Annotated in this window: 24 protein-coding genes; 17 read left to right on the top strand and 7 right to left on the bottom strand. The window is 61.2% G+C overall.

The genetic code is table 11. The annotated features are described in order from the left end of the window. Window positions 1–92 precede the first annotated feature (92 nt). The 12 genes from BHD08_RS11215 to trpC all read left to right on the top strand — a co-directional run bounded on the left by BHD08_RS11215 (window position 93) and on the right by trpC (window position 13,028). Window positions 93–1,202, top strand: coding sequence for an ABC transporter ATP-binding protein (locus BHD08_RS11215; RefSeq protein ID WP_125022304.1), 1,110 nt, complete (start codon window positions 93–95; stop codon window positions 1,200–1,202). Between the two features lie 49 nt (window positions 1,203–1,251). Continuing rightward, the gene (locus tag BHD08_RS11210; protein ID WP_125022303.1) at window positions 1,252–2,283 is read left to right on the top strand and encodes an ABC transporter substrate-binding protein; all 1,032 of its coding nucleotides are present in this window, start codon (window positions 1,252–1,254) and stop codon (window positions 2,281–2,283) included. A 63-nt stretch (window positions 2,284–2,346) separates the two neighbouring features. Beyond that, window positions 2,347–3,600, top strand: a complete 1,254-nt coding sequence (locus BHD08_RS11205) for an ABC transporter permease (protein ID WP_125022301.1) — start codon at window positions 2,347–2,349, stop codon at window positions 3,598–3,600. A gap of 63 nt (window positions 3,601–3,663) precedes the next feature. Continuing rightward, window positions 3,664–4,491, top strand: coding sequence for an ABC transporter permease (locus BHD08_RS11200; RefSeq protein ID WP_125022299.1), 828 nt, complete (start codon window positions 3,664–3,666; stop codon window positions 4,489–4,491). A gap of 18 nt (window positions 4,492–4,509) precedes the next feature. Continuing rightward, entirely contained in the window at window positions 4,510–5,970 is a 1,461-nt protein-coding gene (gabD, locus tag BHD08_RS11195; RefSeq protein ID WP_177412676.1) for an NADP-dependent succinate-semialdehyde dehydrogenase, read from the top strand. A 157-nt stretch (window positions 5,971–6,127) separates the two neighbouring features. After that, window positions 6,128–7,408 carry a 4-aminobutyrate--2-oxoglutarate transaminase gene (gabT, locus tag BHD08_RS11190; protein ID WP_125022294.1) on the top strand — a complete coding sequence of 427 codons (1,281 nt, stop codon included), beginning with the start codon at window positions 6,128–6,130 and terminating at the stop codon, window positions 7,406–7,408. A 102-nt stretch (window positions 7,409–7,510) separates the two neighbouring features. After that, a complete protein-coding gene (gene rpe / locus BHD08_RS11185) occupies window positions 7,511–8,185 on the top strand; it encodes a ribulose-phosphate 3-epimerase (RefSeq protein ID WP_125022292.1) in 675 nt (224 codons plus the stop codon). After that, window positions 8,182–8,883 (top strand): phosphoglycolate phosphatase, encoded by a 702-nt coding sequence (locus tag BHD08_RS11180; RefSeq protein WP_125022290.1) that lies wholly within the window; start codon window positions 8,182–8,184, stop codon window positions 8,881–8,883. The genes rpe and BHD08_RS11180 overlap by 4 nt, the downstream gene beginning before the upstream one ends. Window positions 8,884–9,062: 179 nt before the next feature. Continuing rightward, window positions 9,063–10,547, top strand: a complete 1,485-nt coding sequence (trpE, locus tag BHD08_RS11175) for an anthranilate synthase component I (protein WP_125022288.1) — start codon at window positions 9,063–9,065, stop codon at window positions 10,545–10,547. Window positions 10,548–10,549: 2 nt separating this feature from the next. Beyond that, window positions 10,550–11,143 carry an aminodeoxychorismate/anthranilate synthase component II gene (locus BHD08_RS11170; protein ID WP_038663434.1) on the top strand — a complete coding sequence of 198 codons (594 nt, stop codon included), beginning with the start codon at window positions 10,550–10,552 and terminating at the stop codon, window positions 11,141–11,143. Next, entirely contained in the window at window positions 11,143–12,189 is a 1,047-nt protein-coding gene (gene trpD / locus BHD08_RS11165; RefSeq protein ID WP_125022286.1) for an anthranilate phosphoribosyltransferase, read from the top strand. Before BHD08_RS11170 ends, trpD begins: the two co-directional genes overlap by 1 nt. Continuing rightward, complete coding sequence (gene trpC / locus BHD08_RS11160) at window positions 12,186–13,028, top strand: indole-3-glycerol phosphate synthase TrpC (protein WP_125022284.1); 843 nt, start codon at window positions 12,186–12,188, stop codon at window positions 13,026–13,028. Before trpD ends, trpC begins: the two co-directional genes overlap by 4 nt. A gap of 46 nt (window positions 13,029–13,074) precedes the next feature. On the opposite strand, the gene crp is transcribed toward trpC, so the two are convergent. Beyond that, a complete protein-coding gene (gene crp / locus BHD08_RS11155) occupies window positions 13,075–13,719 on the bottom strand; it encodes a cAMP-activated global transcriptional regulator CRP (RefSeq protein ID WP_122098694.1) in 645 nt (214 codons plus the stop codon). Window positions 13,720–13,933: 214 nt separating this feature from the next. On the opposite strand from crp, the gene BHD08_RS11150 reads away from it, so the two are divergent. Further along, window positions 13,934–14,356 (top strand): OsmC family protein, encoded by a 423-nt coding sequence (locus tag BHD08_RS11150; protein ID WP_015278312.1) that lies wholly within the window; start codon window positions 13,934–13,936, stop codon window positions 14,354–14,356. 89 nt (window positions 14,357–14,445) lie between these two features. On the opposite strand, the gene coq7 is transcribed toward BHD08_RS11150, so the two are convergent. Further along, window positions 14,446–15,093: a 2-polyprenyl-3-methyl-6-methoxy-1,4-benzoquinone monooxygenase gene (gene coq7 / locus BHD08_RS11145; protein ID WP_125022282.1), complete on the bottom strand. Its 648-nt coding sequence runs from the start codon at window positions 15,091–15,093 to the stop codon at window positions 14,446–14,448. Window positions 15,094–15,158: 65 nt separating this feature from the next. Continuing rightward, window positions 15,159–15,500, bottom strand: coding sequence for a histidine triad nucleotide-binding protein (locus BHD08_RS11140; protein ID WP_125022280.1), 342 nt, complete (start codon window positions 15,498–15,500; stop codon window positions 15,159–15,161). Window positions 15,501–15,576: 76 nt separating this feature from the next. Between BHD08_RS11140 and BHD08_RS11135 the strand changes: the two genes are divergently transcribed. Beyond that, window positions 15,577–17,055, top strand: a complete 1,479-nt coding sequence (locus tag BHD08_RS11135; RefSeq protein WP_125022278.1) for an AAA family ATPase — start codon at window positions 15,577–15,579, stop codon at window positions 17,053–17,055. Window positions 17,056–17,071: 16 nt separating this feature from the next. Here the strand turns inward: BHD08_RS11135 and BHD08_RS11130 are convergent, their stop codons facing one another. Then, a complete protein-coding gene (locus BHD08_RS11130; RefSeq protein ID WP_125022276.1) occupies window positions 17,072–18,028 on the bottom strand; it encodes a DUF805 domain-containing protein in 957 nt (318 codons plus the stop codon). A gap of 131 nt (window positions 18,029–18,159) precedes the next feature. Continuing rightward, window positions 18,160–18,588, bottom strand: coding sequence for a protoporphyrinogen oxidase HemJ (gene hemJ, locus BHD08_RS11125; protein WP_015278307.1), 429 nt, complete (start codon window positions 18,586–18,588; stop codon window positions 18,160–18,162). Window positions 18,589–18,716: 128 nt separating this feature from the next. On the opposite strand from hemJ, the gene argC reads away from it, so the two are divergent. Both argC and erpA read left to right on the top strand, forming a co-directional pair. After that, complete coding sequence (gene argC / locus BHD08_RS11120) at window positions 18,717–19,751, top strand: N-acetyl-gamma-glutamyl-phosphate reductase (RefSeq protein WP_125022274.1); 1,035 nt, start codon at window positions 18,717–18,719, stop codon at window positions 19,749–19,751. Window positions 19,752–19,854: 103 nt separating this feature from the next. Continuing rightward, the gene (gene erpA, locus BHD08_RS11115; RefSeq protein WP_003285497.1) at window positions 19,855–20,205 is read left to right on the top strand and encodes an iron-sulfur cluster insertion protein ErpA; all 351 of its coding nucleotides are present in this window, start codon (window positions 19,855–19,857) and stop codon (window positions 20,203–20,205) included. 46 nt (window positions 20,206–20,251) lie between these two features. Here erpA and BHD08_RS11110 read toward each other — a convergent pair whose 3' ends face one another. Both BHD08_RS11110 and BHD08_RS11105 read right to left on the bottom strand, forming a co-directional pair. After that, on the bottom strand, window positions 20,252–21,343 hold the full coding sequence (locus BHD08_RS11110; RefSeq protein WP_125022272.1) for an anhydro-N-acetylmuramic acid kinase: 1,092 nt from the start codon (window positions 21,341–21,343) through the stop codon (window positions 20,252–20,254). A gap of 2 nt (window positions 21,344–21,345) precedes the next feature. Next, the gene (locus BHD08_RS11105; protein ID WP_125022270.1) at window positions 21,346–22,758 is read right to left on the bottom strand and encodes a peptidoglycan DD-metalloendopeptidase family protein; all 1,413 of its coding nucleotides are present in this window, start codon (window positions 22,756–22,758) and stop codon (window positions 21,346–21,348) included. A gap of 167 nt (window positions 22,759–22,925) precedes the next feature. Here BHD08_RS11105 and tyrS point away from each other — a divergent pair, with 167 nt between their 5' ends. Continuing rightward, window positions 22,926–24,131 (top strand): tyrosine--tRNA ligase, encoded by a 1,206-nt coding sequence (gene tyrS / locus BHD08_RS11100; RefSeq protein WP_125022268.1) that lies wholly within the window; start codon window positions 22,926–22,928, stop codon window positions 24,129–24,131. The last annotated feature ends 125 nt before the right edge of the window (window positions 24,132–24,256 follow it).

The raw sequence follows: 24,256 nt of genomic DNA, 5'->3' as shown, positions 1-24,256 counted from the left end.
CCTAGGCTAATCGCTCCGCTGTACCGATTTTTCCGCCGCCGCTGCGCTTCTACGCTGTGGTCACGGTTCAACGGTTACGCAGGTGCAGCAGCATGGTCGAGTCAACGGCGAACGATATCCTGGTGAGCTTTCGCGGCATCCAGAAGAGCTATGACGGTGAGTCGCTGATCGTCAGGGATCTCAATCTGGACATCCGCCGCGGCGAGTTCCTCACCCTGCTCGGGCCGTCCGGCTCGGGTAAAACCACCAGCCTGATGATGCTGGCCGGCTTCGAAACGCCCACCGCGGGGGAGATCCTCCTCGATGGTCGGGCGATCAACAACGTGCCGCCGCACAAGCGCGACATGGGCATGGTGTTTCAGAACTACGCGCTGTTCCCGCACATGACCGTGTCGGAGAATCTGGCGTTTCCGCTCAGCGTGCGCGGCATGGCCAAGCCGGACATCAAGGAGCGGGTCAAGCGCGCGCTGGCGATGGTCCAGCTGGAGGGCTTTCGCAACCGCTATCCGGCGCAGCTCTCTGGTGGCCAGCAACAGCGTGTTGCCCTCGCCCGGGCGCTGGTGTTCGAGCCGCAGCTGGTGCTGATGGACGAACCCCTGGGCGCGCTGGACAAGCAGTTGCGCGAGCAGATGCAGATGGAGATCAAGCATCTGCACGAACGCCTCGGCGTCACCGTGGTGTACGTCACCCACGATCAGGGCGAAGCGCTGACGATGTCCGATCGGGTAGCGGTATTCCATCAGGGCCAGATCCAGCAGATCGAAGACCCGCGCACCCTCTACGAAAAGCCGGTGAACACCTTCGTCGCCAACTTTCTCGGCGAGAACAACCGCCTGCCGGCGCATCTGCTCGACCGTCGTGGCGATAGTTGCACGGTCAAGCTCGGCCGCGGCGAAACCGTCGAGGCGCTGGCGGTCAACGTCGGCGCGACGGGAACGCCGGTCAGCCTGTCGATCCGTCCGGAGCGGGTGCTGCTCAACGGCGCCAGCGCCAACTGCCCGAACCGCTTCACCGGGCGCGTCGCCGAGTTCATCTACCTCGGCGACCACATTCGTATCCGTCTCGAGGTCTGCGGGGTCAGCGATTTCTTCGTCAAGCAGCCGATCGCCGAGTTCGACCAAGCCCTGCGCGTGGGCGACGTGGTGCCGATCGGCTGGCATGTCGAGCACGTCCGTGCACTCGACCCGCTGCAGGCGGCTTGAAGCGAAACCTACAAGAAACCCAAACAACTGCATCATGGAGCGAACTGGTATGAGCAACTACCTGAAACTGTCCGCGCTGGCGCTCGGGCTCGTCTGTGCCGGTCAAGCCACTGCCAACAGCCTCACCGCGGTGAGCTTCGGCGGCGCCAACAAGCAGGCCCAGGTCAAGGCCTTCTATCAGCCTTGGGAAGCCGCCGGGCATGGCCGCATCGTCGCGGGTGAGTACAACGGCGAAATGGCCAAGGTCAAGGCGATGGTCGACACCAACAGCGTGTCGTGGAACCTGGTGGAAGTGGAGTCTCCGGAACTGTCCCGCGGCTGTGACGAGGGGCTGTTCGAGGAACTCGACCCGAGCATCGTCGGCAATCCGGACGATTTCGTCGAAGGCGCAATCCAGCCCTGCGGCGTCGGCTTCTTCGTCTGGTCGACGGTGCTCGCCTACAACGCCGACAAGCTGAAAAGCGCGCCGGTCAGCTGGGCAGATTTCTGGGATACCGAGAAATTCCCCGGCAAGCGCGGCCTGCGCAAGGGCGCCAAGTACACCCTCGAGTTCGCACTGATGGCCGACGGTGTGCCGGTCAAGGACGTCTACAAGGTGCTGGCCACCAAGGACGGCCAGAACCGCGCCTTCAGAAAGCTCGATCAGCTCAAGCCGAACATCCAGTGGTGGGAAGCCGGCGCGCAGCCGCCGCAGTTCCTCGCTTCCGGCGACGTGGTGATGAGCAGCGCCTACAACGGCCGCATCGCCGCCGTGCAGAACGAGAGCAACCTGCAGATCGTCTGGAGCGGCGGTATCTACGACTTCGATTCCTGGGCCATCCCCAAGGGCGCGAAGAGCCAGGAGCAGGCACGCAAGTTCATCGCCTTCACGGTCGAGCCGCAGCAGCAGAAGGCTTATTCCGAGAACATCGCCTACGGCCCGGCGAACACCCAGGCCGTGTCGTTGCTGGATGAAAAGCGCCTGGCGCAGATGCCCACCGCACCGGAAAACATCGCCGATCAGGTGGCGATGGATGTGACCTTCTGGGCCGACTACGGCGAACAGCTCGAACAGCGTTTCAACGCTTGGGCAGCACGCTGATCTTAGCGCTCCGCCGCATTGGCGGGGCCGGTCCCAGCTATCGGAACGAATCGCGGAGTCTTCATGGCCACAGCAATATCCCTGCCGGCGAACCAGATCGCCGAGCCCAATCTGAAACAGCGACTGGCACGGGCCGAACGGGTGAACAAGCTCAAGTCGCAGGCGCTGATCCTGCCGCTTTTGCTGTTCGTACTGCTGACCTTTCTGGTGCCCATCGCCTCGCTGCTCTGGCGCAGCGTGGAGAACCCGGAAGTGGTGAACACGCTGCCACGCACGCTGGCGGCGCTGGCCGAATGGGATGGTCGTGGGCTGCCGGCGGAGCCGGCCTATCAGGCGCTGGCAGAGGATCTGTATCAGGCGCGGCGGGAGCAGAGTCTGGGCGACCTGTCCAAGCGACTGAACATGGAGCTGGCCGGCTACCGCAGCCTGCTGACCAAGACCGCGCGGGCGCTGCCGTTTCGCGAAGTGCCTGCCTCCTATCAGGATGCGCTGGAAGCGCTCGACGAGCGCTGGGGCGATCCGGCGTTCTGGCAGGTGATCCAGCGCAACGACAGTGCGGTGACCGGCTATTACCTGCTGGCAGCGCTTGATCACCGTATCGACGAGCTGGGCGAGCTGGCCAAGGTCTCGCCGGATCAGGCGGTGTACCTCGACATCTTTGCCCGGACGTTCTGGATGGGCCTGGTGATCACAGTGATCTGCCTGCTGCTGGCCTATCCGCTGGCGTATCTGCTGGCCAACCTGCCGGCGCGGCAGAGCAACCTGCTGATGATCCTGGTGCTGCTGCCGTTCTGGACCTCGATCCTGGTGCGCGTGGCGGCGTGGATCGTGCTGCTGCAGTCGGGCGGGCTGATCAACGGTGCGTTGCTGAAGATGGGCCTGATCGACGAGCCGCTGCAGCTGGTGTTCAACCGCACCGGTGTTTACATCGCCATGGTGCACATCCTGCTGCCGTTCATGATCCTGCCGATCTACAGCGTGATGAAGAACATCTCGCCGAGCTACATGCGCGCCGCGGTGTCGCTGGGCTGTCATCCGTTCGCCAGCTTTTGGCGGGTGTACTTCCCGCAGACCCTTGCCGGTGTCGGTGCCGGTTGCCTGTTGGTGTTCATCATCTCCATCGGCTACTACATCACCCCGGCGCTGCTCGGCAGCCCGAACGATCAGATGGTCAGCTACTTCGTCGCCTTCTACACCAACACCACCATCAACTGGGGCATGGCCACGGCGCTGGGCGGTCTGCTGCTGCTCGCCACCATGCTGCTGTATGTCATCTACAGCTGGTTGGTCGGTGCCAGCCGTCTGCGGCTGGGTTGAGATGACGCACGTCGCGGCGTGGCCGCCTTTCCAGAGTCTTCATGCCGGGCAGGAGAACCTTTCATGCTGAGCCCCTATATGTCGCCCGTCGAACGGGCCTGGTACTACGCGCTGCGCATCCTCTGCGCGCTGGTGCTGCTGTTTCTGATCGTGCCGGTGCTGGTCATCGTGCCGCTGTCGTTCAACTCCGGCTCGTTCCTGGTCTATCCGCTACAGGGCTTCTCGTTGCGCTGGTACGAGGCGCTGTTCACCTCGGCGGACTGGATGCGCTCGCTGAAGAACAGTCTGCTCATCGCGCCCGCCGCGACCTTTCTCGCTGTGGTGCTCGGCACCCTGGCGGCCGTCGGCCTGACCCGCGCGGAATTTCGCGGCAAGGCGCTGCTGATGACCATACTGATCTCGCCGATGGTGGTGCCGGTGGTGATCATCGGTGTCGCCAGCTATTTGTTCTTCGCACCGCTGGGCATGGGCAACAGCTACCTGTCGCTGATTCTCGTGCACGCGATGCTCGGCGTGCCCTTCGTGATCATCACGGTCTCCGCGACGCTGCAGGGCTTCAACTACAACCTGGTGCGCGCTGCGGCCAGCCTCGGCGCCTCGCCGCTGACCGCGTTCTTCCGCGTGACCCTGCCGCTGATCGCGCCCGGGGTAATCTCCGGCGCGCTGTTCGCCTTCGCCACCTCGTTCGATGAGGTGGTGGTGACCCTGTTCCTCGCCGGACCTGAGCAGATCACCCTGCCGCGGCAGATGTTCAGCGGCATCCGCGAAAACCTCAGCCCGACCATCGCCGCCGCGGCGACGCTGCTGATCGGCTTCTCCATCGCCCTGCTGCTGACTCTGGAGTGGCTGCGTGGCCGTGCCGAGAAGCTGCGCACCCAACAACCTGCCTGACGGAATACGCACATGACTCTGCAACTTGGGCAACCCGATCTGTTGCGCCAAACCGCCTATCTCAACGGTGAGTGGTGCGAGGCCGACAGTGGCGCGCGCATCGAAATCTTCAATCCGGCCACCGGCGAGCTGATCGGCGCCGTGCCGAACTTGGGCCGCGACGAGGCCCGCCGCGCCATCGAAGCCGCGCGGGCAGCCCAACCGGCCTGGCGCGCGCTGACCGCCAAGGAGCGCGCCGCACGGCTGCGCCGTTGGTACGAGCTGATGCTGGAGAATCAGGAAGACCTGGCGCGGATCATGACCGCCGAACAGGGCAAGCCGTTGGCCGAGGCGCGGGGGGAGGTGGCCTACGCCGCATCCTTTCTCGAATGGTTCGCCGAGGAAGGCAAGCGCCTCTACGGTGATGTGATTCCCGCCCACGCCGGCGACAAGCGCATCCTGGTGCAGAAGGAACCGGTCGGCGTCACCGCGGCGATCACGCCGTGGAATTTTCCCAGCGCCATGATCACCCGCAAGGCCGGTCCGGCGCTGGCCGCCGGCTGTGCCATGGTGCTCAAGCCGGCACCGCAGACACCGTTCTCGGCGCTGGCACTTGCTGCGCTGGCCGAGCGTGCGGGCATCCCGGCGGGACTGTTCAGCGTGATCACCGCCGATGCGGCAACGTCCCGCGAGGTAGGCGCCGAACTCTGCGAAAACCCGGTGGTGCGCAAACTCTCGTTCACCGGCTCGACCGCGGTGGGCATCAAGCTGATGCAGCAGTGCGCGCCGACGCTGAAGAAGCTCTCGCTGGAGCTGGGCGGCAACGCACCCTTTATCGTCTTCGACGACGCCGATCTGGATGCGGCGGTCGAGGGCGCGATGATGTCCAAGTACCGCAACGCCGGGCAGACCTGCGTCTGTGCCAACCGCATCTACGTACAGGACGGTATTTACGACGCCTTCGTCGACAAGCTTTCCGCTGCGGTGGCGCGGCTGAAGGTCGGCAACGGTGCGGAGGAGGGCGTGACCACCGGACCGCTGATCGATGCCGCGGCCGTAGCCAAGGTGCAGCGCCATCTGCAGGACGCGCTGGACAAGGGCGCCACTCTGCTGGCTGGCGGCAAACCCCATGCGCTGGGTGGCAACTTCTTCGAGCCGACGCTGGTGGGCGGCGTCACTGCCGAGATGGCCGTGGCGCGCGAGGAAACCTTCGGCCCGCTGGCACCGCTGTTCCGCTTCAGCGACGAGGCCGAGGTGATTCGCCAGGCCAACGACACCGAATTCGGCCTCGCCGCCTATTTCTACGCCCGCGACCTGAGTCGGGTGTTCCGCGTCGCCGAGGCATTGGAGTACGGCATGGTCGGCATCAACACCGGGGTGATCTCCACCGAGGTGGCGCCGTTCGGCGGCATGAAGGCCTCCGGCCTCGGCCGTGAAGGCTCGAAGTACGGCCTGGATGAATATGTGGAAATCAAATACCTGTGCCTGGGCGGCATCTGATCAAACGGCCCAAATCGGGCGTGCAAAATAATGCACGGAGTTTTACTGTAATCCGAACGCTTTGGATGGCTCGGCAGTCGATCATCGTATGCTGCCGCGCCCGCTTCCTGGCGTTCTTCATGACCCGAGCCGACGATGAGCGGCTACCGAGGAGCTTATGAGCAAGACCAACGAATCCCTGATGCAACGCCGTGTCGCCGCCGTCCCCCGTGGCGTCGGCCAGATCCACCCGATCTTTGCCGACCACGCCAAGAACAGCAGCGTGGTCGACGTCGAAGGTCGCGAGTTCATCGATTTCGCCGGTGGCATCGCCGTGCTGAATACCGGTCACCTGCACCCGACGATCGTCAAGGCGGTGGAAGAGCAGCTGCACAAGCTGACCCACACCTGCTTCCAGGTGCTGGCCTACGAGCCCTATGTCGAGCTGTGCGAGAAGATCAACGCGCGGGTGCCGGGTGATTTCGCCAAGAAGACCCTGCTGGTCACCACCGGCTCCGAGGCGGTGGAAAACGCGGTGAAGATTGCCCGCGCCGCCACCGGCCGTGCCGGCGTGATCGCCTTCACCGGCGCCTATCACGGTCGCACCATGATGACCCTCGGCCTGACCGGCAAGGTGGCACCGTACTCAGCTGGCATGGGACTGATGCCCGGCGGTATTTTCCGCGCGCTTTACCCCTGTGCCATTCATGGCGTCAGCGTCGATGACTCGATCGCCAGCATTGAGCGTATCTTCAAGAACGACGCCGAGCCGCGCGACATCGCGGCAATCATCATCGAGCCGGTGCAGGGTGAGGGCGGCTTCAATGTCGCACCGAAGGACTTCATGGCTCGCCTGCGTGCGCTCTGCGACGAGCACGGCATCCTGCTGATCGCCGACGAAGTGCAGACCGGCGCCGGGCGCACCGGCACCTTCTTCGCCATGGAGCAGATGGGTGTGGTCGCCGATCTGACCACCTTCGCCAAGTCCGTCGGTGGCGGCTTCCCGATCGCCGGCGTCTGCGGCAAGGCCGAGATCATGGATGCCATTGCTCCTGGTGGTTTGGGCGGCACCTACGCCGGCAATCCGCTGTCCTGTGCCGCCGCGCTGGCGGTGTTGGAAGTCTTCGAGGAAGAGAAGCTGCTCGACCGCTGCAAGGCGGTAGCCGAGAGGCTGACCACGGGCCTCAAGGCAATCCAGGCCAAGCACAAGGAGATCGGCGAGGTGCGCGGGCTCGGCGCGATGATCGCCATCGAGCTGTTCGAAGACGGTGATCATGCGCGGCCGGCTGCCGCCCTTACCTCACAGATCGTTGCCCGTGCGCGGGACAAGGGGCTGATCCTGCTGTCCTGCGGCACCTACTACAACGTGCTGCGGGTGTTGGTGCCGCTGACTGCCGAAGACGAGCTGCTTGATCGTGGCCTGGCGATCATCGGCGAGTGCTTCGACGAACTGACCTGAACCACCCTGTGCGCGCCGGCATCCGCAACGGATGTCAGGTGCGCCGCGACCCGAGCCCTCGGGTACAATGCGCGGCATCTTGCCGTGCTACCCGAGGTCGTCATGCAGCCGTTCGCCATCGCCCCTTCGATTCTTTCCGCCAATTTCGCCCGCCTGGGCGAGGAAGTGGACAACGTGCTGGCCGCCGGCGCCGACATCGTCCATTTCGATGTGATGGACAACCACTACGTACCCAACCTGACCATCGGCCCCATGGTCTGCTCCGCGCTGCGCAAGCATGGCGTGACCGCGCCCATCGACGTGCATCTGATGGTCAAGCCGGTGGATCGCATGATCGGCGACTTCCTCGAGGCCGGCGCCACTTACATCACTTTCCATCCAGAGGCTTCCGAGCACATCGACCGCTCGCTGCAGCTGATCAAGGATGGCGGCGCCAAGGCCGGTCTGGTGTTCAATCCGGCCACGCCGCTGGACGTGCTCAAGTACGTGATGGACAAGATCGACATGGTCCTGCTGATGAGCGTCAACCCGGGCTTCGGCGGGCAGAAGTTCATTCCCAATACCCTCGACAAGCTGCGCGAAGCGCGTGCGCTGATCGACACCAGCGGTCGCGAAATTCGCCTGGAGATCGACGGCGGCGTCAATCCGCAGAACATCCGCGAAATCGCCGCGGCCGGTGCCGATACCTTCGTCGCCGGCTCGGCGATCTTCAACCAGCCGGACTACAAGGCGGTGATCGACCAGATGCGCGCCGAGTTGGCGCTGGCGCGCCCATGACCCGTCTGGAACAACTGTTCGACGGCAGACTGCCACGGCTGGTGATGTTCGATCTGGACGGCACCCTGATGGATTCGGTACCGGACCTAGCCGCCGCAGTGGACAAGATGCTGATGCTGCTCGGCCGCGAGCCTGCCGGCATCGAGCGGGTGCGCGACTGGGTGGGCAATGGCTCGCGCGTGCTGGTGCGTCGCGCATTGGCCGGTCAGCTGAACCATGACGGTGTGGCCGACGAGTTGGCCGACGAGGCGCTGGCGCTGTTCATGCAGGCATACTCCGGCGGCCACGAGCTGACCACCGTCTATCCGGGCGTTCGTGAATGCCTGGACTGGCTGCGCGAGCGCGAGGTGAGGCTGGCAATCATTACCAACAAGCCGGCGCAGTTCATCGAACCGCTGCTGGAGGAGAAGGGGTTGGCCGGTTACTTCCAGTGGTTGGTCGGCGGCGATACCTTGCCGCAGCAGAAGCCCGATCCCGCGGCGCTGTTCTGGGTGATGGACAAGGCGGGCGTTGTGCCCGGTGAATCGCTGTTCGTGGGGGATTCGCGCAACGACGTACGGGCTGCCAAGGCCGCGACAGTACGCTGTGTCGCGCTTACCTACGGCTACAACCACGGCGAGCCCATCGCGCATGAGCAGCCGGCGCTGGTGCTCGACGACCTGCGCGAGCTGGTTGCTTCGGCTCCGGGCCTGCGCTAGTGTGGCCGGACTCTTTTTGACCCACCGAAGAGATCAGCTCGTGGTGCTCACCCGCAGACAATGGATGAAAGTCATCAAGGCCCTGGCCCGTTGGCGCTGGCGCGCCTGACTTTTCCTGCCGGCTAGGCCGGCGCGTTTGCCGTTGTTCGTTCGAACCCTCCTCAGACCACGAGGCTGACATGACCCGCGAAGAATTCCTGCGTTTGGCCGCCGAAGGCCATAACCGCATCCCTCTGTCGTTCGAAACCCTTGCCGACTTCGACACGCCGCTGTCGCTGTACCTGAAACTGGCCGATGCGCCGAACTCGTATCTGCTCGAATCCGTTCAGGGCGGCGAGAAGTGGGGGCGCTATTCGATCATTGGCTTGCCATGCCGCACCGTGCTGCGCGTGCAGGACCACCGCATCAGCGTGACCACCGATGGCATCGAGACCGAGGCCTGCGAGGTCGAGGACCCGCTGGCCTTCGTCGAATCCTTCCAGCAGCGCTACCGCGTCGCGCCGGTCGAAGGCCTGCCGCGCTTCAATGGCGGGCTGGTCGGCTATTTCGGCTATGACAGCGTGCGCTATGTCGAGCGCAAACTGGGCAATTGCCCCAACCCGGATCCGCTGGGCACACCGGATATCCTGCTGATGGTTTCCGACGCCGTGGTGGTGTTCGACAACCTCGCCGGCAAGCTGCACTGCATCGTGCTGGTCGACCCGTCGCAGCCGGAAGCCTACGAGGCGGGCCAGGCTCGCTTGCAAGCGCTGCGGGCGAAGCTGCGCCAGTCGATCACCCCGCGCCTGGGCCTGGATTTCGAAAAGAGCAACGGTGCCGAACCGACCTTCCGCTCCAGCTTCAGCCGCGAGGATTACGAGCAGGCGGTCAACCGCATCAAGGACTACATCCTCGCCGGCGACTGCATGCAGGTGGTGATTTCCCAGCGCATGTCGATCCCGTTCAAGGCTGCGCCGATCGATCTGTACCGCGCGTTGCGCTGCTTCAACCCGACGCCCTACATGTACTTCTTCAACTTCGGCGACTTCCACGTGGTGGGGTCGTCGCCGGAAGTGCTGGTGCGCGTCGAGGAAGGCCTGGTCACGGTCCGCCCCATCGCCGGTACCCGTCCACGCGGCGCCAACGAAGAAGCTGATCTGGCGCTGGAGCAGGACCTGCTCAGCGATGCCAAGGAGCTCGCCGAACACCTGATGCTGATCGACCTGGGCCGCAACGATGTCGGTCGTGTCGCCGAGACCGGCACCGTGCGGTTGACCGAGAAGATGGTCATCGAGCGCTATTCGAATGTCATGCACATCGTCTCCAACGTCACCGGTCAGCTCAAGGCGCCGCTGACAGCGATGGATGCACTACGTGCGATCCTGCCGGCCGGCACGCTCTCCGGGGCACCGAAGATCCGCGCGATGGAAATCATCGACGAGCTGGAACCGGTCAAGCGTGGTGTCTACGGCGGCGCCGTCGGCTATCTCGCCTGGAACGGCAACATGGATACCGCCATCGCCATCCGTACCGCGGTAATCAAGGACGGCGAGCTGCACGTGCAGGCTGGTGCCGGCATCGTCGCCGACTCGCAGCCGGCGCTCGAATGGGAAGAGACGCTGAACAAGCGCCGCGCCATGTTCCGCGCGGTGGCCCTGGCCGAACGCGACCAGCAGGAGAACTGATCATGCTGTTGATGCTGGATAACTACGATTCCTTTACCTACAACGTCGTGCAATACCTCGGCGAGCTCGGTGCCGACGTCAAGGTGGTGCGCAACGACGAACTGAGCGTGGCCGAGATCGAAGCGCTGAATCCGGAGCGCATCGTCGTCTCGCCCGGCCCGTGCACGCCGAACGAGGCGGGTGTGTCGCTGGAGCTGATTCGTCATTTCGCCGGCAAGTTGCCGATTCTCGGCGTTTGTCTCGGTCACCAGAGCATCGGTCAGGCCTTCGGTGGCGATGTGGTGCGCGCCCGCCAGGCCATGCACGGCAAGACCAGCCCGGTGTTTCACCATGATCAGGGTGTGTTCGCCGGGCTCAACAATCCGCTGACCGTCACCCGTTACCACTCGCTGGTGGTCAAGCGCGAAACGTTGCCCGAGTCCCTGGAAATCACAGCCTGGACCCAGCTGGACGATGGCTCGGTCGACGAGATCATGGGCTTGCGGCACAAGACGCTGAACATCGAGGGCGTGCAGTTCCACCCCGAATCGATCCTCACCGAACAGGGCCATGAGCTGTTCGCGAATTTTCTGAAGCAGACCGGAGGTGTGCGCTGATGGATATCAAGGAAGCCCTCAACCGCATCGTCGGTCAGCTCGACCTGAGCACCGAAGAGATGCAGGCGGTGATGCGCCAGATCATGACCGGTCAGTGCACCGATGCGCAGGTCGGTGCGTTCCTCATGGGCATGCGCATGAAGAGCGAAACCATCGACGAGATCGTTGGCGCCGTGCAGGTGATGCGCGAGCTGGCCGCTCCGGTGCGTTTCGACACCGACAAGCTGGTCGATACCTGCGGCACCGGTGGCGACGGGATGAACATCTTCAATGTGTCCACCGCTGCCTCGTTCGTCGTTGCCGCGGCTGGCGGCAAGGTTGCCAAGCACGGTAATCGCGCCGTGTCGGGCAAGAGTGGCAGCGCCGATCTGCTCGAGGCTGCCGGAGTCTTTCTCGACCTGACGCCCGAACAGGTGGCGCGTAGCGTCGATACGGTCGGCGTCGGCTTCATGTTCGCCCCGGCCCATCATGGCGCCATGAAGCATGCAGCCGGCCCTCGCCGCGAGCTCGGTTTGCGTACCCTGTTCAACATTCTCGGACCGATGGCCAACCCGGCCGGCGTCCGTCATCAGGTGCTCGGCGTGTTCAGCAAGGCGTTGTGCCGGCCCATGGCCGAAGTGTTGTCGCGTCTGGGCAGCAAACATGTGCTGGTGGTGCATGCGCAGGATGGGCTGGATGAAATCAGCCTGGCGGCGCCGACCCATGTCGCTGAGCTGAAGGATGGTGAGATCCGCGAATACAGCATTCAGCCCGAGGATTTCGGCATCAAGAGTCAGAGTCTGATCGGCCTGAATGTCGAGGACGCACAGGGCTCGTTGGCCTTGATCCGTGATGCGCTGGGACGACGACAGAGCGAAAACGGCCAGAAAGCTGCTGACATGATCGTGCTCAATGCCGGTGCCGCGCTGTATGCCGCCGACCTGGCGAGCAGCCTGAAGCAAGGCGTCGAGATGGCGCACGACGCGCTCAGCACCGGGCTGGCGCGCGACAAGCTGGAGGAACTGGTGTCCTTCACCGCAGTGTTCAAGCAGGAGAATCAGAAATGAGCGTGCCGACCGTGCTGGAAAAGATCATCGCGCGCAAGTTCGAGGAGGTCGCCCAGCGCAGTCTTGAAGTCGGCCTAGGCGAGCTTGAGCAGCGGGCAGCCGTGGCCGATCCGGTGCGGGGTTTTGCCGCTGCGATCGAGCGGCGTGTGCGCAGTAAGGAGCCGGCCGTCATCGCCGAGGTGAAGAAAGCGTCGCCGAGCAAGGGTGTCATTCGTGACCCGTTCCTGCCCGCCGAAATTGCCGCCAGCTACGAGGCGGGTGGCGCAGCTTGCCTTTCGGTGCTGACCGACATCGATTTCTTCCAGGGTGCCGACGCGTACCTGCAGCAGGCACGTGCAGCCTGCTCACTGCCGGTAATCCGCAAGGATTTCATGATCGATCCCTATCAGGTGGTCGAAGCGCGAGCGCTGGGCGCCGACTGCATTCTGCTGATCGTTGCGGCGCTGGATGATGCGCGCATGCACGAGCTGGCGGCGGTAGCCAAGGAACAGGGGCTGGATGTGCTGGTCGAGGTGCATGACGCAGCCGAGCTGGAACGTGCTTTGCGCTTGGAAACACCGCTGGTGGGCATTAACAACCGCAACCTGCATACCTTCGAGGTCAATCTGGAAACCACACTGGATCTGCTGCCGCGGATTCCGAAGGATCGGCTGGTGGTGACCGAGAGCGGGATCTTCAATCGCGCCGATGTCGAGCTGATGGAGATCAACCAGGTCTATGCGTTTCTGGTGGGTGAGGCATTCATGCGCGCCGAACAGCCAGGCGTAGAACTGCAGCGCCTGTTCTACCCCGATCGTTCGCGTGGCCGCGTGGCTCCTGTCGTTGCCGATCCGGAGTGACCGCCTGCCTGCGCATCGCGCGCCGGCAGGTAGCGGTCTTACGGGGTCAGCGAGTACCGAATACCACCATGGTCTTGCCTTTGACGTAGACGAGACCTTGGGCTTCCAGGCTCTTGAGTACCCGGCCGACCATTTCGCGGGAGCAGCCGACGATGCGGCCGATTTCCTGACGGGTGATCTTGATCTGCATGCCGTCCGGATGAGTCATGGCGTCGGGCTGTTTGCACAAGTCAAGCAGGGTGCGCGCGACGCGGCCGGTGACGTCGAGGAACGCCAAGTCGCCGACTTTGCGGGTGGTATTGCGCAGGCGTTCGGCCATCTGGCTGCCTAGCGCGTAGAGAATGTCCGGATCCTGCTGGGTCAGCTCGCGGAATTTCGCATAGCTAAGCTCAGCCACTTCGCACTCGGTCTTGGCGCGAACCCAGGCGCTGCGTTCCTTTTCCGTTCCTTCCTTTTCGAAAAGCCCCATCTCTCCGAAGAAGTCGCCGGCGTTCAGGTAGGCGATGATCATTTCGCGCCCGTCATCGTCTTCAATAAGAATCGTGACCGAGCCTTTGACAATGAAGAAAAGCGACTCGCAACGGTCGCCTGCATAGATGATCGTGCTTTTTGCTGTGTACCGCCGTCTATGGCAGTGCGCGAGCAACTTGTCGATATTCTTTATCTTGGGCGTAAGTGTGATAGCTACCATGCTGTGGGTCCCGGATAAGTACTCAAATAAAGGCTGATTATTGTTATATGTGGCTGTCATTCAGCTTTCGTCAGCTTAACAGACCTGGGTAGACCGCCTGCAAAGGTGCGACAACCGAAACGTGCGGGTCAACGCACCTTTAGTCGCGTGCGTGGTCGCGGCCGGTTTGAATGCCCATGTTAAGCTATCGGTCTTGTTTTTATTGGAGTTGGCGATGAAAGCGCGCATTCAATGGGTCGACGGTGCCATGTTTCTTGGTGAGTCCGGTAGCGGCCATGTCGTCGTGATGGATGGCCCGCCCGAGAACGGTGGCCGGAACCTCGGCGTACGCCCCATGGAGATGCTGCTGCTGGGCTTGGGCGGCTGCAGTAACTTCGACGTGGTCAGCATTCTGAAGAAGTCGCGACAGGCGGTAGATAGTTGCGAGGTCTTTGTCGAGGCCGAACGCGCTACCGAGGACCCCAAGGTATTTACCAAGATCCACTTGCGTTTCGTCGTCAAAGGTCGAGCGCTGAAGGATGCGCAAGTGAAGCGCGCCGTCGAGCTGTCGGCCGAAAAGTACTGTTCCGCGTCCATCATGCTTGGTCGTGCCGGTATCGACATTACCCACGCCTACGAGATTGTCGAACTCGGCTAAGCGACGCACAGACTGTCGCGCATTTCGCCAAGCCGTCACCAGACATCGCGAGATCACCAGAAAGGGCGCCTTAGCGCCCTTTTCAATGGTCAGATGCGATATGTCGCCTTGGTCATGACCTTCGATACCAGGCTCATGCCGAACTTGATCGGCGCAGGGAAGCGCAGGCCGCCAGCCGCGATGGCTGCGGTCGAGTGCTGTGCTTCGTCCTCACGCATCTGTTCGAGAATGGCCCGGGACTTTTCGTCTTCTGCCGGCAGTTGGCCGAGGTGATCGTCCAGGTGCTTGCATACCTGGTCTTCGGTCGCGGCGACGAAGCCCAGGCTGATGCGATCGCTGATAAGTCCCGCGGACGCCCCGATACCGAACGACAGTCCGTAGAACAGAGGATTGAGCACGCTGGTATGGCAGCCTAGTTGACGAATGCGCTGTTCGCACCATGCAAGGTGGTCGATCTCCTCATCCGCGGCCTGTTCCATTGCCTGACGCACCTGCGGCAGGCGGGCTGTCAGAGCCTGCCCCTGATACAGCGCCTGGGCGCAGACTTCGCCGGTGTGGTTGATGCGCATCAAACCTGCCACGTGACGGGTTTCGCTCTCGCTAAGTTCGCTCTCGTTCTTCAGCACGGCCGGCGATGGCCGTGCGGGCTGCCCGCTGAAGGGCAGCAGGGTTCGCAATGCCGCATCGGCCTGCATCAGCAGGCGGTCGGCTGGGGAGTAGTGGCGTTGGCTGGTCATATGTCCTCCGGAACAAGATTAGACCGCTAGCAGGTTGCTGGGGCTGCAGGGGCTGGAGTGGTAGCTCAGCCCGGCGGCCAATGCATCTGTCGCTGCCCGAGTACGTGCATGTGAATGTGATGGACGGTCTGGCCTCCGAGGTCGTTGCAATTCATCACCACGCGGAAGCCTTCCTGGCAGCCTTGTTCTTGCGCCAGCCTCTGGGCGGTGAGGAGGATATGCCCGGCCAGCAGCTTGTCGTTCTCCTCGCTCAGATCATTCAGTGTGGCGATGTGCTTCTTCGGAATTACCAGAAAGTGCACCGGTGCCTGCGCCGAAATGTCATGGAAAGCGATAACCTGATCATCCTCATAGAACTTGTGTGCGGGAATATCCCCACACACGATCTTGCAGAACAAGCAATCCATGACTGTTCTCCAGGGGAGACTCGGTCACACAGTGTATCAGGGCGGTTACGCGCCAGTGAGCGTACAGGGAGGTTGGGTGAAGAACGATATACATGATCTCGCATTGGTCCTGGATTCGCGGGTCAAGCTGGTGATGGTCGAATCATGGGATGAGCGCAGAGTGCTTGAGACGCTGACCGGGCTCGCCGTACGCCAGGGGCTGGGCTTGTACGTGTGGTCTGCGACCGACGGGCTGCGGCACCTAGGGTTCGACGGCGAGCAGCAGGGCGGTGAGGACAGTTGTTCCCCTGAGGTTGCGCTGAAGCTGGTCAAGCATGACCTCCGAGCAAACCTGTATGTGTTCTGCGACCTCCATCCGTTTCTCAGCGAGCCCAAGCTGGTGCGGCTACTCAAGGACGTGGCGATGCGAGAAGCATCCACTGCGCCGACCCTGGTGCTGGTCTCGCATGCGCTCAAGCTTCCGCCAGAGGTCCAGCGTTATGCGGCACGCTTCAGCCTTTCGCTACCAGCAGAGGAGGAGCTGCTTGCCATCGTTCGTGAAGAAGCCACTCTATGGAGCGAGCGCAACCGCGGCGCCCGTGTACGCACGGACAATCGAACCCTGCAGCAGGTCGTAAAAAACCTGCGCGGCCTCAGTCACGCTGAAGCGCGGGCGCTGGCGCGCAACGTGATCTGCGATGACGGTGCAATTACCCAGGAGGATCTGCCCGAGCTTAATCGAGCGAAGTTCCAGATGCTGGATCTCGAAGGCGTGCTGAGCTTCGAGTATCAGACCGCCCGTTTTGCCGAGGTGGGCGGACTGGCCAATTTCAAGCGTTGGCTGGCGGAGCGGCAGGGCGCATTCCTGGGCGGGAGGGGCGATGATCTGCCGCGTGGCGTGATGCTGGTTGGTGTGCAGGGCGGCGGCAAGAGTCTCGCCGCCAAGGCCGTAGCAGGGCTGTGGGGTTTACCATTGCTGCGGCTCGACTTTGCCTGTCTCTACAACAAGTATTTCGGCGAAACCGAGCGCAATCTGCGCGAGGCGCTGACGTTGGCTGAGCAGATGGCGCCTTGTGTGCTGTGGATGGACGAGATCGAAAAAGGCCTGGCGACAGGCGATATGGATGGTGGAGTCAGTCAGCGGGTGCTCGGTACGCTGCTGACTTGGATGGCCGAGCGTTCGGCGCCGGTATTCATGGTTGCCACCGCGAATGCGATTGATCGGCTGCCACCGGAGCTGTTGCGCAAGGGCCGTTTTGACGAGCTGTTCTTTGTCGACTTGCCAGACGATACGACGCGTGAGGAAATCTTCCGTATTCACCTGGCTCGTCGCGAGCTACGGCCTGATGATCTGGGCGTGACGTTGTTGGCCGAGGCGTCCAGCGGTTTCTCTGGTGCCGAAATCGAGCAGGTTGTTGTGAGTGCCGTGTATGCCGCCCAGGCTCAGCAGCGGCAGGTCGATCAGCCGATGTTGCTCGAGTGCATCCGCGCGACATCTCCGCTGTCGATCGTCATGGCCGAGCGTTTGGAGGCGTTACGCTTATGGGCTCAAGGGCGAACCGTGCAAGCCGATTGAGCCGGGCTCGGAGAAGTTAGAGGGCGGCTCCGCGGCGCATGTCCACCAGCGCCGGGACGGTCAATGCCGCTACCAAGCCGAAGATGATCAGCACCAGCCACAACGCGGCGAGCACCTTCACCGAGCGGCTGTTGGGCGGTGGAGGTGAGCCGTAGCGGTTGACCTCCCGATTTCCCGGCATAAGCAGCATGAAGAAGGGAAAAAGGCTGCCCAGTAGCGGAACCAGGTTGAGCAGGATCAGCCAGCCGGACCAGCCAAAGTCATGCAAGCGCTGGACACCAATCTGGACGCTCACTACCAGCATCCCGATGCCGACCACGGCCACACAAACAAATCCGAGCGTGCTGGATATCGGCATGAGCAATGCCGCTATCGCGAACAAGCCCGTCGCTGTAAGCATGACTACCAGCGACCATGCCAGGTAGCGCAGTCGACCGATGCGTCCAGAGATGGAAAGCGGTTTTAGCTCGCCATGGAGCGGCATGGTTTCATTAACGTCTGCGGATGGCGACGCGTAAGGAGACTGGATTGTGCTTTTGCCTTGCATTGCAGAGGCGTCGCGAAGCTGTGCCTGACGGGCCAGGTACTTTTCAATAATGATGCCGCACGCCGTGCATTCGCTGGCCTGGCTTTGTATGTGTTCGCATTTAGGGCAGGTCATGACGCTGGCTGCAGCTCTTTCAGACTCCGCAGCTGAGCGCTCTTCCTCCGTTTGCACCAGGCTCAGCGCAGGCACCGCGCGCTCTGGCTCCTTGCGGGCTTTCGCCCCCGCACGGTGGAGTGCGGCAAGGTACTTATCGGCGTCCTGTTGGCTGAGCCTCGTTTTGATTACCGCGTCCTGACCGCCGAAGAGGCGTTCGACCTTGCTTGCGTCTGTCTTGAACAGCCTTGCCAGGTTCGACTTGACCGTCTCGACTGGCATGTCGGGCATCAGTTCGCCATTGAAGACGATCTTGAAGTGGGCTTCTTGCATGTGGCGTCCATGTCACAAATAAATGATGGTGCAGATTAGAAGCCTGGCCAGCTCGACACAACTGCGATCAATCGGGACTCGGACACGGATAACACAATGCTTGTCGGCAGCCTGGGCAAAGGCCGCAGGCGTCAGAACGGCTTGACGACGACGAGAATCACGATGGCCAGCAGAAAGAGCACAGGTACTTCGTTGAACCACCGGTAGAAGACGTGCCCCCGGACGTTTTCATCTCGTGCAAAGCGCTTCAGTTGCGCGCCGCACATATGGTGGTAACCGACCAGCACCAACACCAAGGCCAGCTTGGCATGCAGCCAGCCACCTGTGCTGAACAGGCCGGGGTTGAGAATGACCATCCAGATCCCGAACACGAGGGTTGCGATCATCGATGGGAGCATAATGCCGCGGTAAAGCTTGCGTTCCATTACCTTGAAACGCTCACGGCTAGGCTGATCCTCACTCATTGCATGATAGACAAACAAACGAGGGAGATAGAACAGGCCGGCAAACCAGCAGACGATGGCGATGATGTGCAAGGCTTTGAGCCACAGATAGAGCATTGGTTGAATCCTGGGAAGAAGAATGCGTCGATAGTAGTGGCTGGGATCGCCTCCGTCATCCCGCCGGTTGGCCCCGGCGCCAAGCAGCTTTATCATCGCGCTTTTACACGTTCATTCGAGGGCAGGTCATGATCAAGGTCGGTATCGTTGGCGGCACAGGCTATACGGGCGTCGAGTTGTTACGCCTGCTTGCCCAGCATCCGCAGGCCGAGGTGGCGGTTATCACCTCTCGCTCCGAGGATGGCGTCAAAGTCACCGACATGTATCCGAATCTGCGCGGCCACTATGACAATCTCGCATTCAGCGTCCCGGATGCTGCGACGCTGGGCGTGTGCGATGTCGTGTTCTTCGCCACGCCCCATGGCGTCGCGCATGCATTGGCCGGTGAGTTGCTGGCGGCCGGAACACGGGTCATTGACCTGTCTGCCGATTTTCGTCTGCAGGACGCCGATGAGTGGGCAGCGTGGTATGGCCAAGCCCATGGTGCTCCGGAGCTGCTTCCGGAAGCCGTCTACGGCTTGCCGGAGGTCAATCGCGAGCAGATCAGAAAGGCACGCTTGATCGCCGTTCCCGGTTGCTATCCCACTGCCACGCAGCTCGGTTTCCTGCCGCTGCTCGAGAACGGATTGGCCGATGCCTCGCGCTTGATTGCAGATTGCAAGTCCGGGTTAAGCGGTGCTGGGCGTGCGGCTAAGATCGGTTCGTTGTTTACCGAGGCGGGCGAAAGCATGATGGCCTATGCAGTAAAAGGGCATCGCCACTTGCCAGAGATCAGCCAGGGGCTACGTCGTGCCGCCCGCGGCGATATCGGCCTGACTTTCGTTCCTCACTTGACGCCGATGATTCGCGGTATTCACGCGACTCTGTATGCCACTGTCGAAGACAAGTCCGTGGACCTGCAACGCCTCTACGAGCAACGTTATGCCAACGAGCCCTTTGTAGACGTGATGCCAGCAGGTAGCCACCCCGAAACACGCAGCGTTCGTGGCGCCAACGTTTGCCGCATCGCCGTGCATCGTCCGCAAGGTGGCAATCTGGTTGTGGTGTTGTCGGTAATCGACAATCTTGTGAAAGGCGCATCTGGTCAGGCAATTCAGAACATGAATATCCTGTTCGACCTTGACGAAAGGCTGGGGCTTGGCAACGTGGCGTTGCTGCCCTGATCGGCGTTAATAAGAGCTACCGGTCTAATAGTTGACCGGTTTTGTCAGGAAAGCCGATAATGCACCGTCAACGCAGTAGGGCGTTTCACGCCAGGAGAACCGAATGAGTGTCGAATCCTTCACGCCCACCGCCATCCAGTTCAGTCAGGGGGCAGCGAGCAAGGTGAAGAGCCTGGTCGATGAGGAGGGCAACCCTCGCTTGAAGTTGCGTGTCTTCGTCACTGGAGGCGGCTGCTCGGGTTTCCAGTATGGCTTCACGTTCGACGAGGACGTGGCCGACGACGATACGATTATCGAGCGAGAGGGAGTCAGTCTCGTGGTCGATCCGATGAGCTATCAGTACCTGGCCGGCGCGGAAGTTGATTATCAGGAAGGCCTGGAAGGCTCCCGTTTTGTAATCAAGAATCCGAACGCTACGACCACGTGTGGATGTGGTCAGTCATTTTCGATCTGAGGTTTGCCGCTTTCAGAAACGCCGTGCAATGCACGGCGTTTTCATTTTAGGCCGGATAGATCGCGCCCAGGATCCGATCACCTCGCGCGCCGGTAACCGCTGGGCGATTAGCGGGTATGCGCTCCAGGCAGCAGTGCGCCAGCCACGCGAACGCCATCGCCTCTACCCAGTCCGGCGGTACACCCTCACTCTCCGTACTTCGTACGTCGCAGCTGGGGAGCAATGCTTGCAGTCGTCGTATCAAGGCAACGTTATGTGCTCCGCCGCCACATACCAGAAGGTCTTGTGTCTCTGCTTGGGTCGTCATCAGGGAATCGGCGATGCTCTTCGCGGTCAGCTCTAGCAGCGTCGCCTGGATATTCTCGGGACTTAGGTGGCCATGCTCGGCAAGGTGTTTGTCCAGCCAGTTCAGATTGAAGAGCTCCCGTCCGGTGCTCTTTGGTCCTTGAGTCGTGAAGAATTCCTCGCTCAGCAGCGCAGCTAGCAGTTCCTCATCGACCGACCCACTTGCCGCCCAGTCGCCATTGCGGTCGAACGCCTGGTTCCGATGGCGCTGGATCCAGGAATCCATGAGCACATTGCCGGGACCACAATCGAAGCCGTTGGTGGGACTGCCGGGACACAGGAGGCTCAGATTGCTGAATCCACCGATATTGAGAACAGCGCGGATGCGCTCTTTGTCGCCAAAAACGGATTCGTGGAACGCAGGAACGAGCGGTGCGCCCTGGCCCCCGGCCGCAACGTCGCGTCGGCGAAAATCACTGACGACGCTGATGCCGGTAAGCTCGGCCAAAAGTGGTGGGTTGCCAATCTGAATGGTGAAGCCAAGATGAGGCTCATGGCGTACGGTTTGCCCGTGGCTGCCAATGGCGCGCACTGCTTGAGGAGACAGTTGCTGGTCGGAGAGTAGCTGGTTGATCGTTTCGGCGGCTAATGTAGCCCAGCGTTGTTCGGCAATCGCCGCCCGTGCCAACTCATCCGCTCCGGTCGAGCAGAGCGCCAACAGCTCTTGGCGAAGTGTGGCTGGCATTTCCTGAAAGCGCGTAGCGATCAGTCGGGTCTGGGTATGCTGCTCTATGAGAGCGATGTCCAGACCGTCGAGACTGGTACCAGACATCACTCCCAGATAAAGAGTCATGCTTACTGCTGGTTCAGGGCCAGCATGGTGGCCTTCTCTTCATCCATCCGTGCCATTAGCGGTTGGCTCAGCTGCATGAAACGCTGTTTCTCGTTCTGCGCAATCGGATCGGCCATTGGTAGTTTCAACCCCAGCGGATCAACATGCACGCCATCAACCTGGAACTCGTAATGCAGATGCGGGCCGGTGGATAGACCCGTTGTGCCGATATAGCCAATGATCTGTCCCTGCTTCACCGTGGAGCCATTACGCACGCCTTTGGCGAAGCCCTGCATATGTGCGTAAAGGGTGCGGTAGCGTTGGCCGTGCTGGATGATCACAGTGTTGCCATAGCCGCCTTTGCGTCCGGCGAGCAGAACCTTGCCGTCACCGGCGCTTTTGATCGGTGTTCCATGCGGTGCCGCATAGTCGACGCCTTTGTGCGCGCGAATCTTGTTCAGAATCGGGTGTTTGCGTCCGTTGGAAAAGCGCGAGCTGATCCGCGCAAAATCCACTGGTGTACGAATAAACGCCTTGCGCATGCTGGTGCCATCGGCATTGTAGTAACTGGTAGCACCGTCCTTGCTGGTGTAACGAACGGCGGAGTAGGTCTTGCCTCGGTTGGTAAAACGAGCGGCGAGAATATTGCCCGTCCCGACCCGTTCGCCTTCAACGGTTTTCTCTTCGTAGATGACCTCGAAACTATCGCCCTTTCGAATGTCTAGGGCGAAGTCGATGTCGTAACCGAACACGTTGGCCAGGTCCATCGTCAGGTTGTGGCTAAGGCCCGCGCGCTTTGCTGCGAGGAACAGACTGCTGTCAATCTCGCCCCGGGCATAAACAGAGGTCACCTCTGGTTTGACCTGCTCTTTCTTGAATGCATATCCATCGGCCGTTTTCTCAAGCGCCAAGGTTTCCAGGCTGTTGAGTTTGCTGCGTAGGTTGGCCAGCTCGCCATCCTCGGTCAGCTTGAACTCCAAGGCCTGGCCGATCTTCAACCGTGAAAGTTGCTTCGCATCCTGACTGCTCGCAAGTACCGCGTGCATTACCGACGGTGACAAGCCCACTTTGGCGAATACGGTCGATAGCGTATCCCCATTGGCTACCACAACCGTTTTTGTCAGAGGATCCTCTGCTGCGCTGGTTTCCTGGCCGGCATCCGCTTCTGGCGGCATCTCATGCTGGGCTTCAGCGGAAGGTTCCAGCTGGCTTGCGGAGGAGAACGGAGACTGGGCTAGGGTGGACTCTTTCTGGTCGGGCTCGATGAAGATCTGCCCAGAAGAAGTCTCAAGCTTCAGATCGATGAAAGTCTTCTTGGCCTCGACTTCACGTGATGGAAATACGAGGAGCGCCAGGCTCAGCAGCGCAGCTACACCACTCGCAGCCAGGAGATGGCTCTTGGGGTAGTTCGGAGCTTTTGATTTGGAAGGCATCATTGGGCTTCTGGCATTATTTTGTACGGGAAATAACTGTCTAAAATATAAGCAAAGCCCATCGGAGGCAACCCTCGCTGAGGCTGATCTGCTGGCCGGTACGCTGTGGCTTGTAATCGCCCAGCGATCTTGTAAGGTTGTCGCCCTTTCATAATGGTATAGGGCTTGCCATGAAGTCGGTTGAAGAGCAACTGTCGGTGATCAAACGGGGCGCTGATGAGGTGCTCGTCGAGTCGGAGCTGGTCGCTAAGCTCGAGCGGGGCGAGCCTCTGCGCGTCAAGGCTGGCTTCGATCCTACCGCTCCGGACCTTCACCTCGGGCACACTGTGCTCATTAATAAGATGCGGCAGCTGCAGGAGCTGGGGCACCAAGTGATCTTCCTTATAGGGGATTTCACAGGGATGATTGGTGACCCAAGTGGCAAAAGTGCTACGAGGCCACCGCTGACACGGGACCAGGTTCTTGAAAACGCCGAGACGTACAAGGCGCAGGTTTTTAAGATTCTTGATCCTGCTCGAACCGAGGTGGCCTTCAACTCGACATGGATGGACAAGCTGACTCCTGCTGACTTCATCCGCCTGGCCTCTCAGTACACCGTTGCACGTATGCTCGAGCGGGACGACTTCCATAAGCGTTACTCGACTAATCAGCCAATCGCGATCCATGAGTTCTTGTATCCGTTGGTGCAGGGATATGACTCGGTGGCGCTCAAGGCCGATATCGAGCTGGGTGGAACCGATCAGAAGTTTAATCTCCTTATGGGCCGTGAGCTGCAGCGGGCATATGGGCAGGCGTCCCAGTGCGTGGTGACGATGCCGTTGCTTGAGGGGTTGGACGGCGTCAAGAAGATGTCCAAGTCTCTCGGCAACTATGTAGGTATCCAGGAGCTGCCGGGCGTCATGTACAGCAAATTGGTATCCATTCCTGATGCGCTTATGTGGCGGTACTTCGAGCTGCTCAGCTTCCGCGCGCAAGCAGAGATCGACGAGCTTCGTTTGGATGTTGAGCGTGGGGCCAACCCTCGCGACATCAAGATCAAGCTGGCGGAGGAGATAGTCGCGCGATTCCATGGTGAAGAAGCTGCGGCTGCAGCGCATCGCTCGGCGGGCAATCGCATGAAGGATGGAGAATTGCCGGAGGATCTTCCGGAAATCGAGCTGACATCCGATCAGGGTATGCCTATCGCGTCGGTGCTTAATAAGGCTGCGCTTGTTAAGAATGCCGCTGTGGCTCGTGACTTGTTGGGTTCTGGTGGTGTGCGTGTTGACGGCCAAGTCGTGGATCGTGGCTTTGTATTCCAGCTCGGTGCAACCCACGTTTGCCAGGCTGGCAAAAAGTCGTTTGCTCGTGTAACGCTGAAGCCCGAACAAAACTGAAATAAACGGTTGACGTTAGTTTTCAGGCTCCTATAATGCGCACCACTTCCGGCGCAGTCCTTAAGCAAAACCTCTTGTAAATCAAAAGGTTAGCGAAATAAAAGGGTTGCACGGATGGCGGATTC

This window comes from Pseudomonas sp. SCT (assembly GCF_003864275.1).
Taxonomy (GTDB): Bacteria; Pseudomonadota; Gammaproteobacteria; order Pseudomonadales; family Pseudomonadaceae; genus Stutzerimonas; species Stutzerimonas stutzeri_AE.
This window is presented reverse-complemented; position numbering and strand designations above follow the sequence as displayed.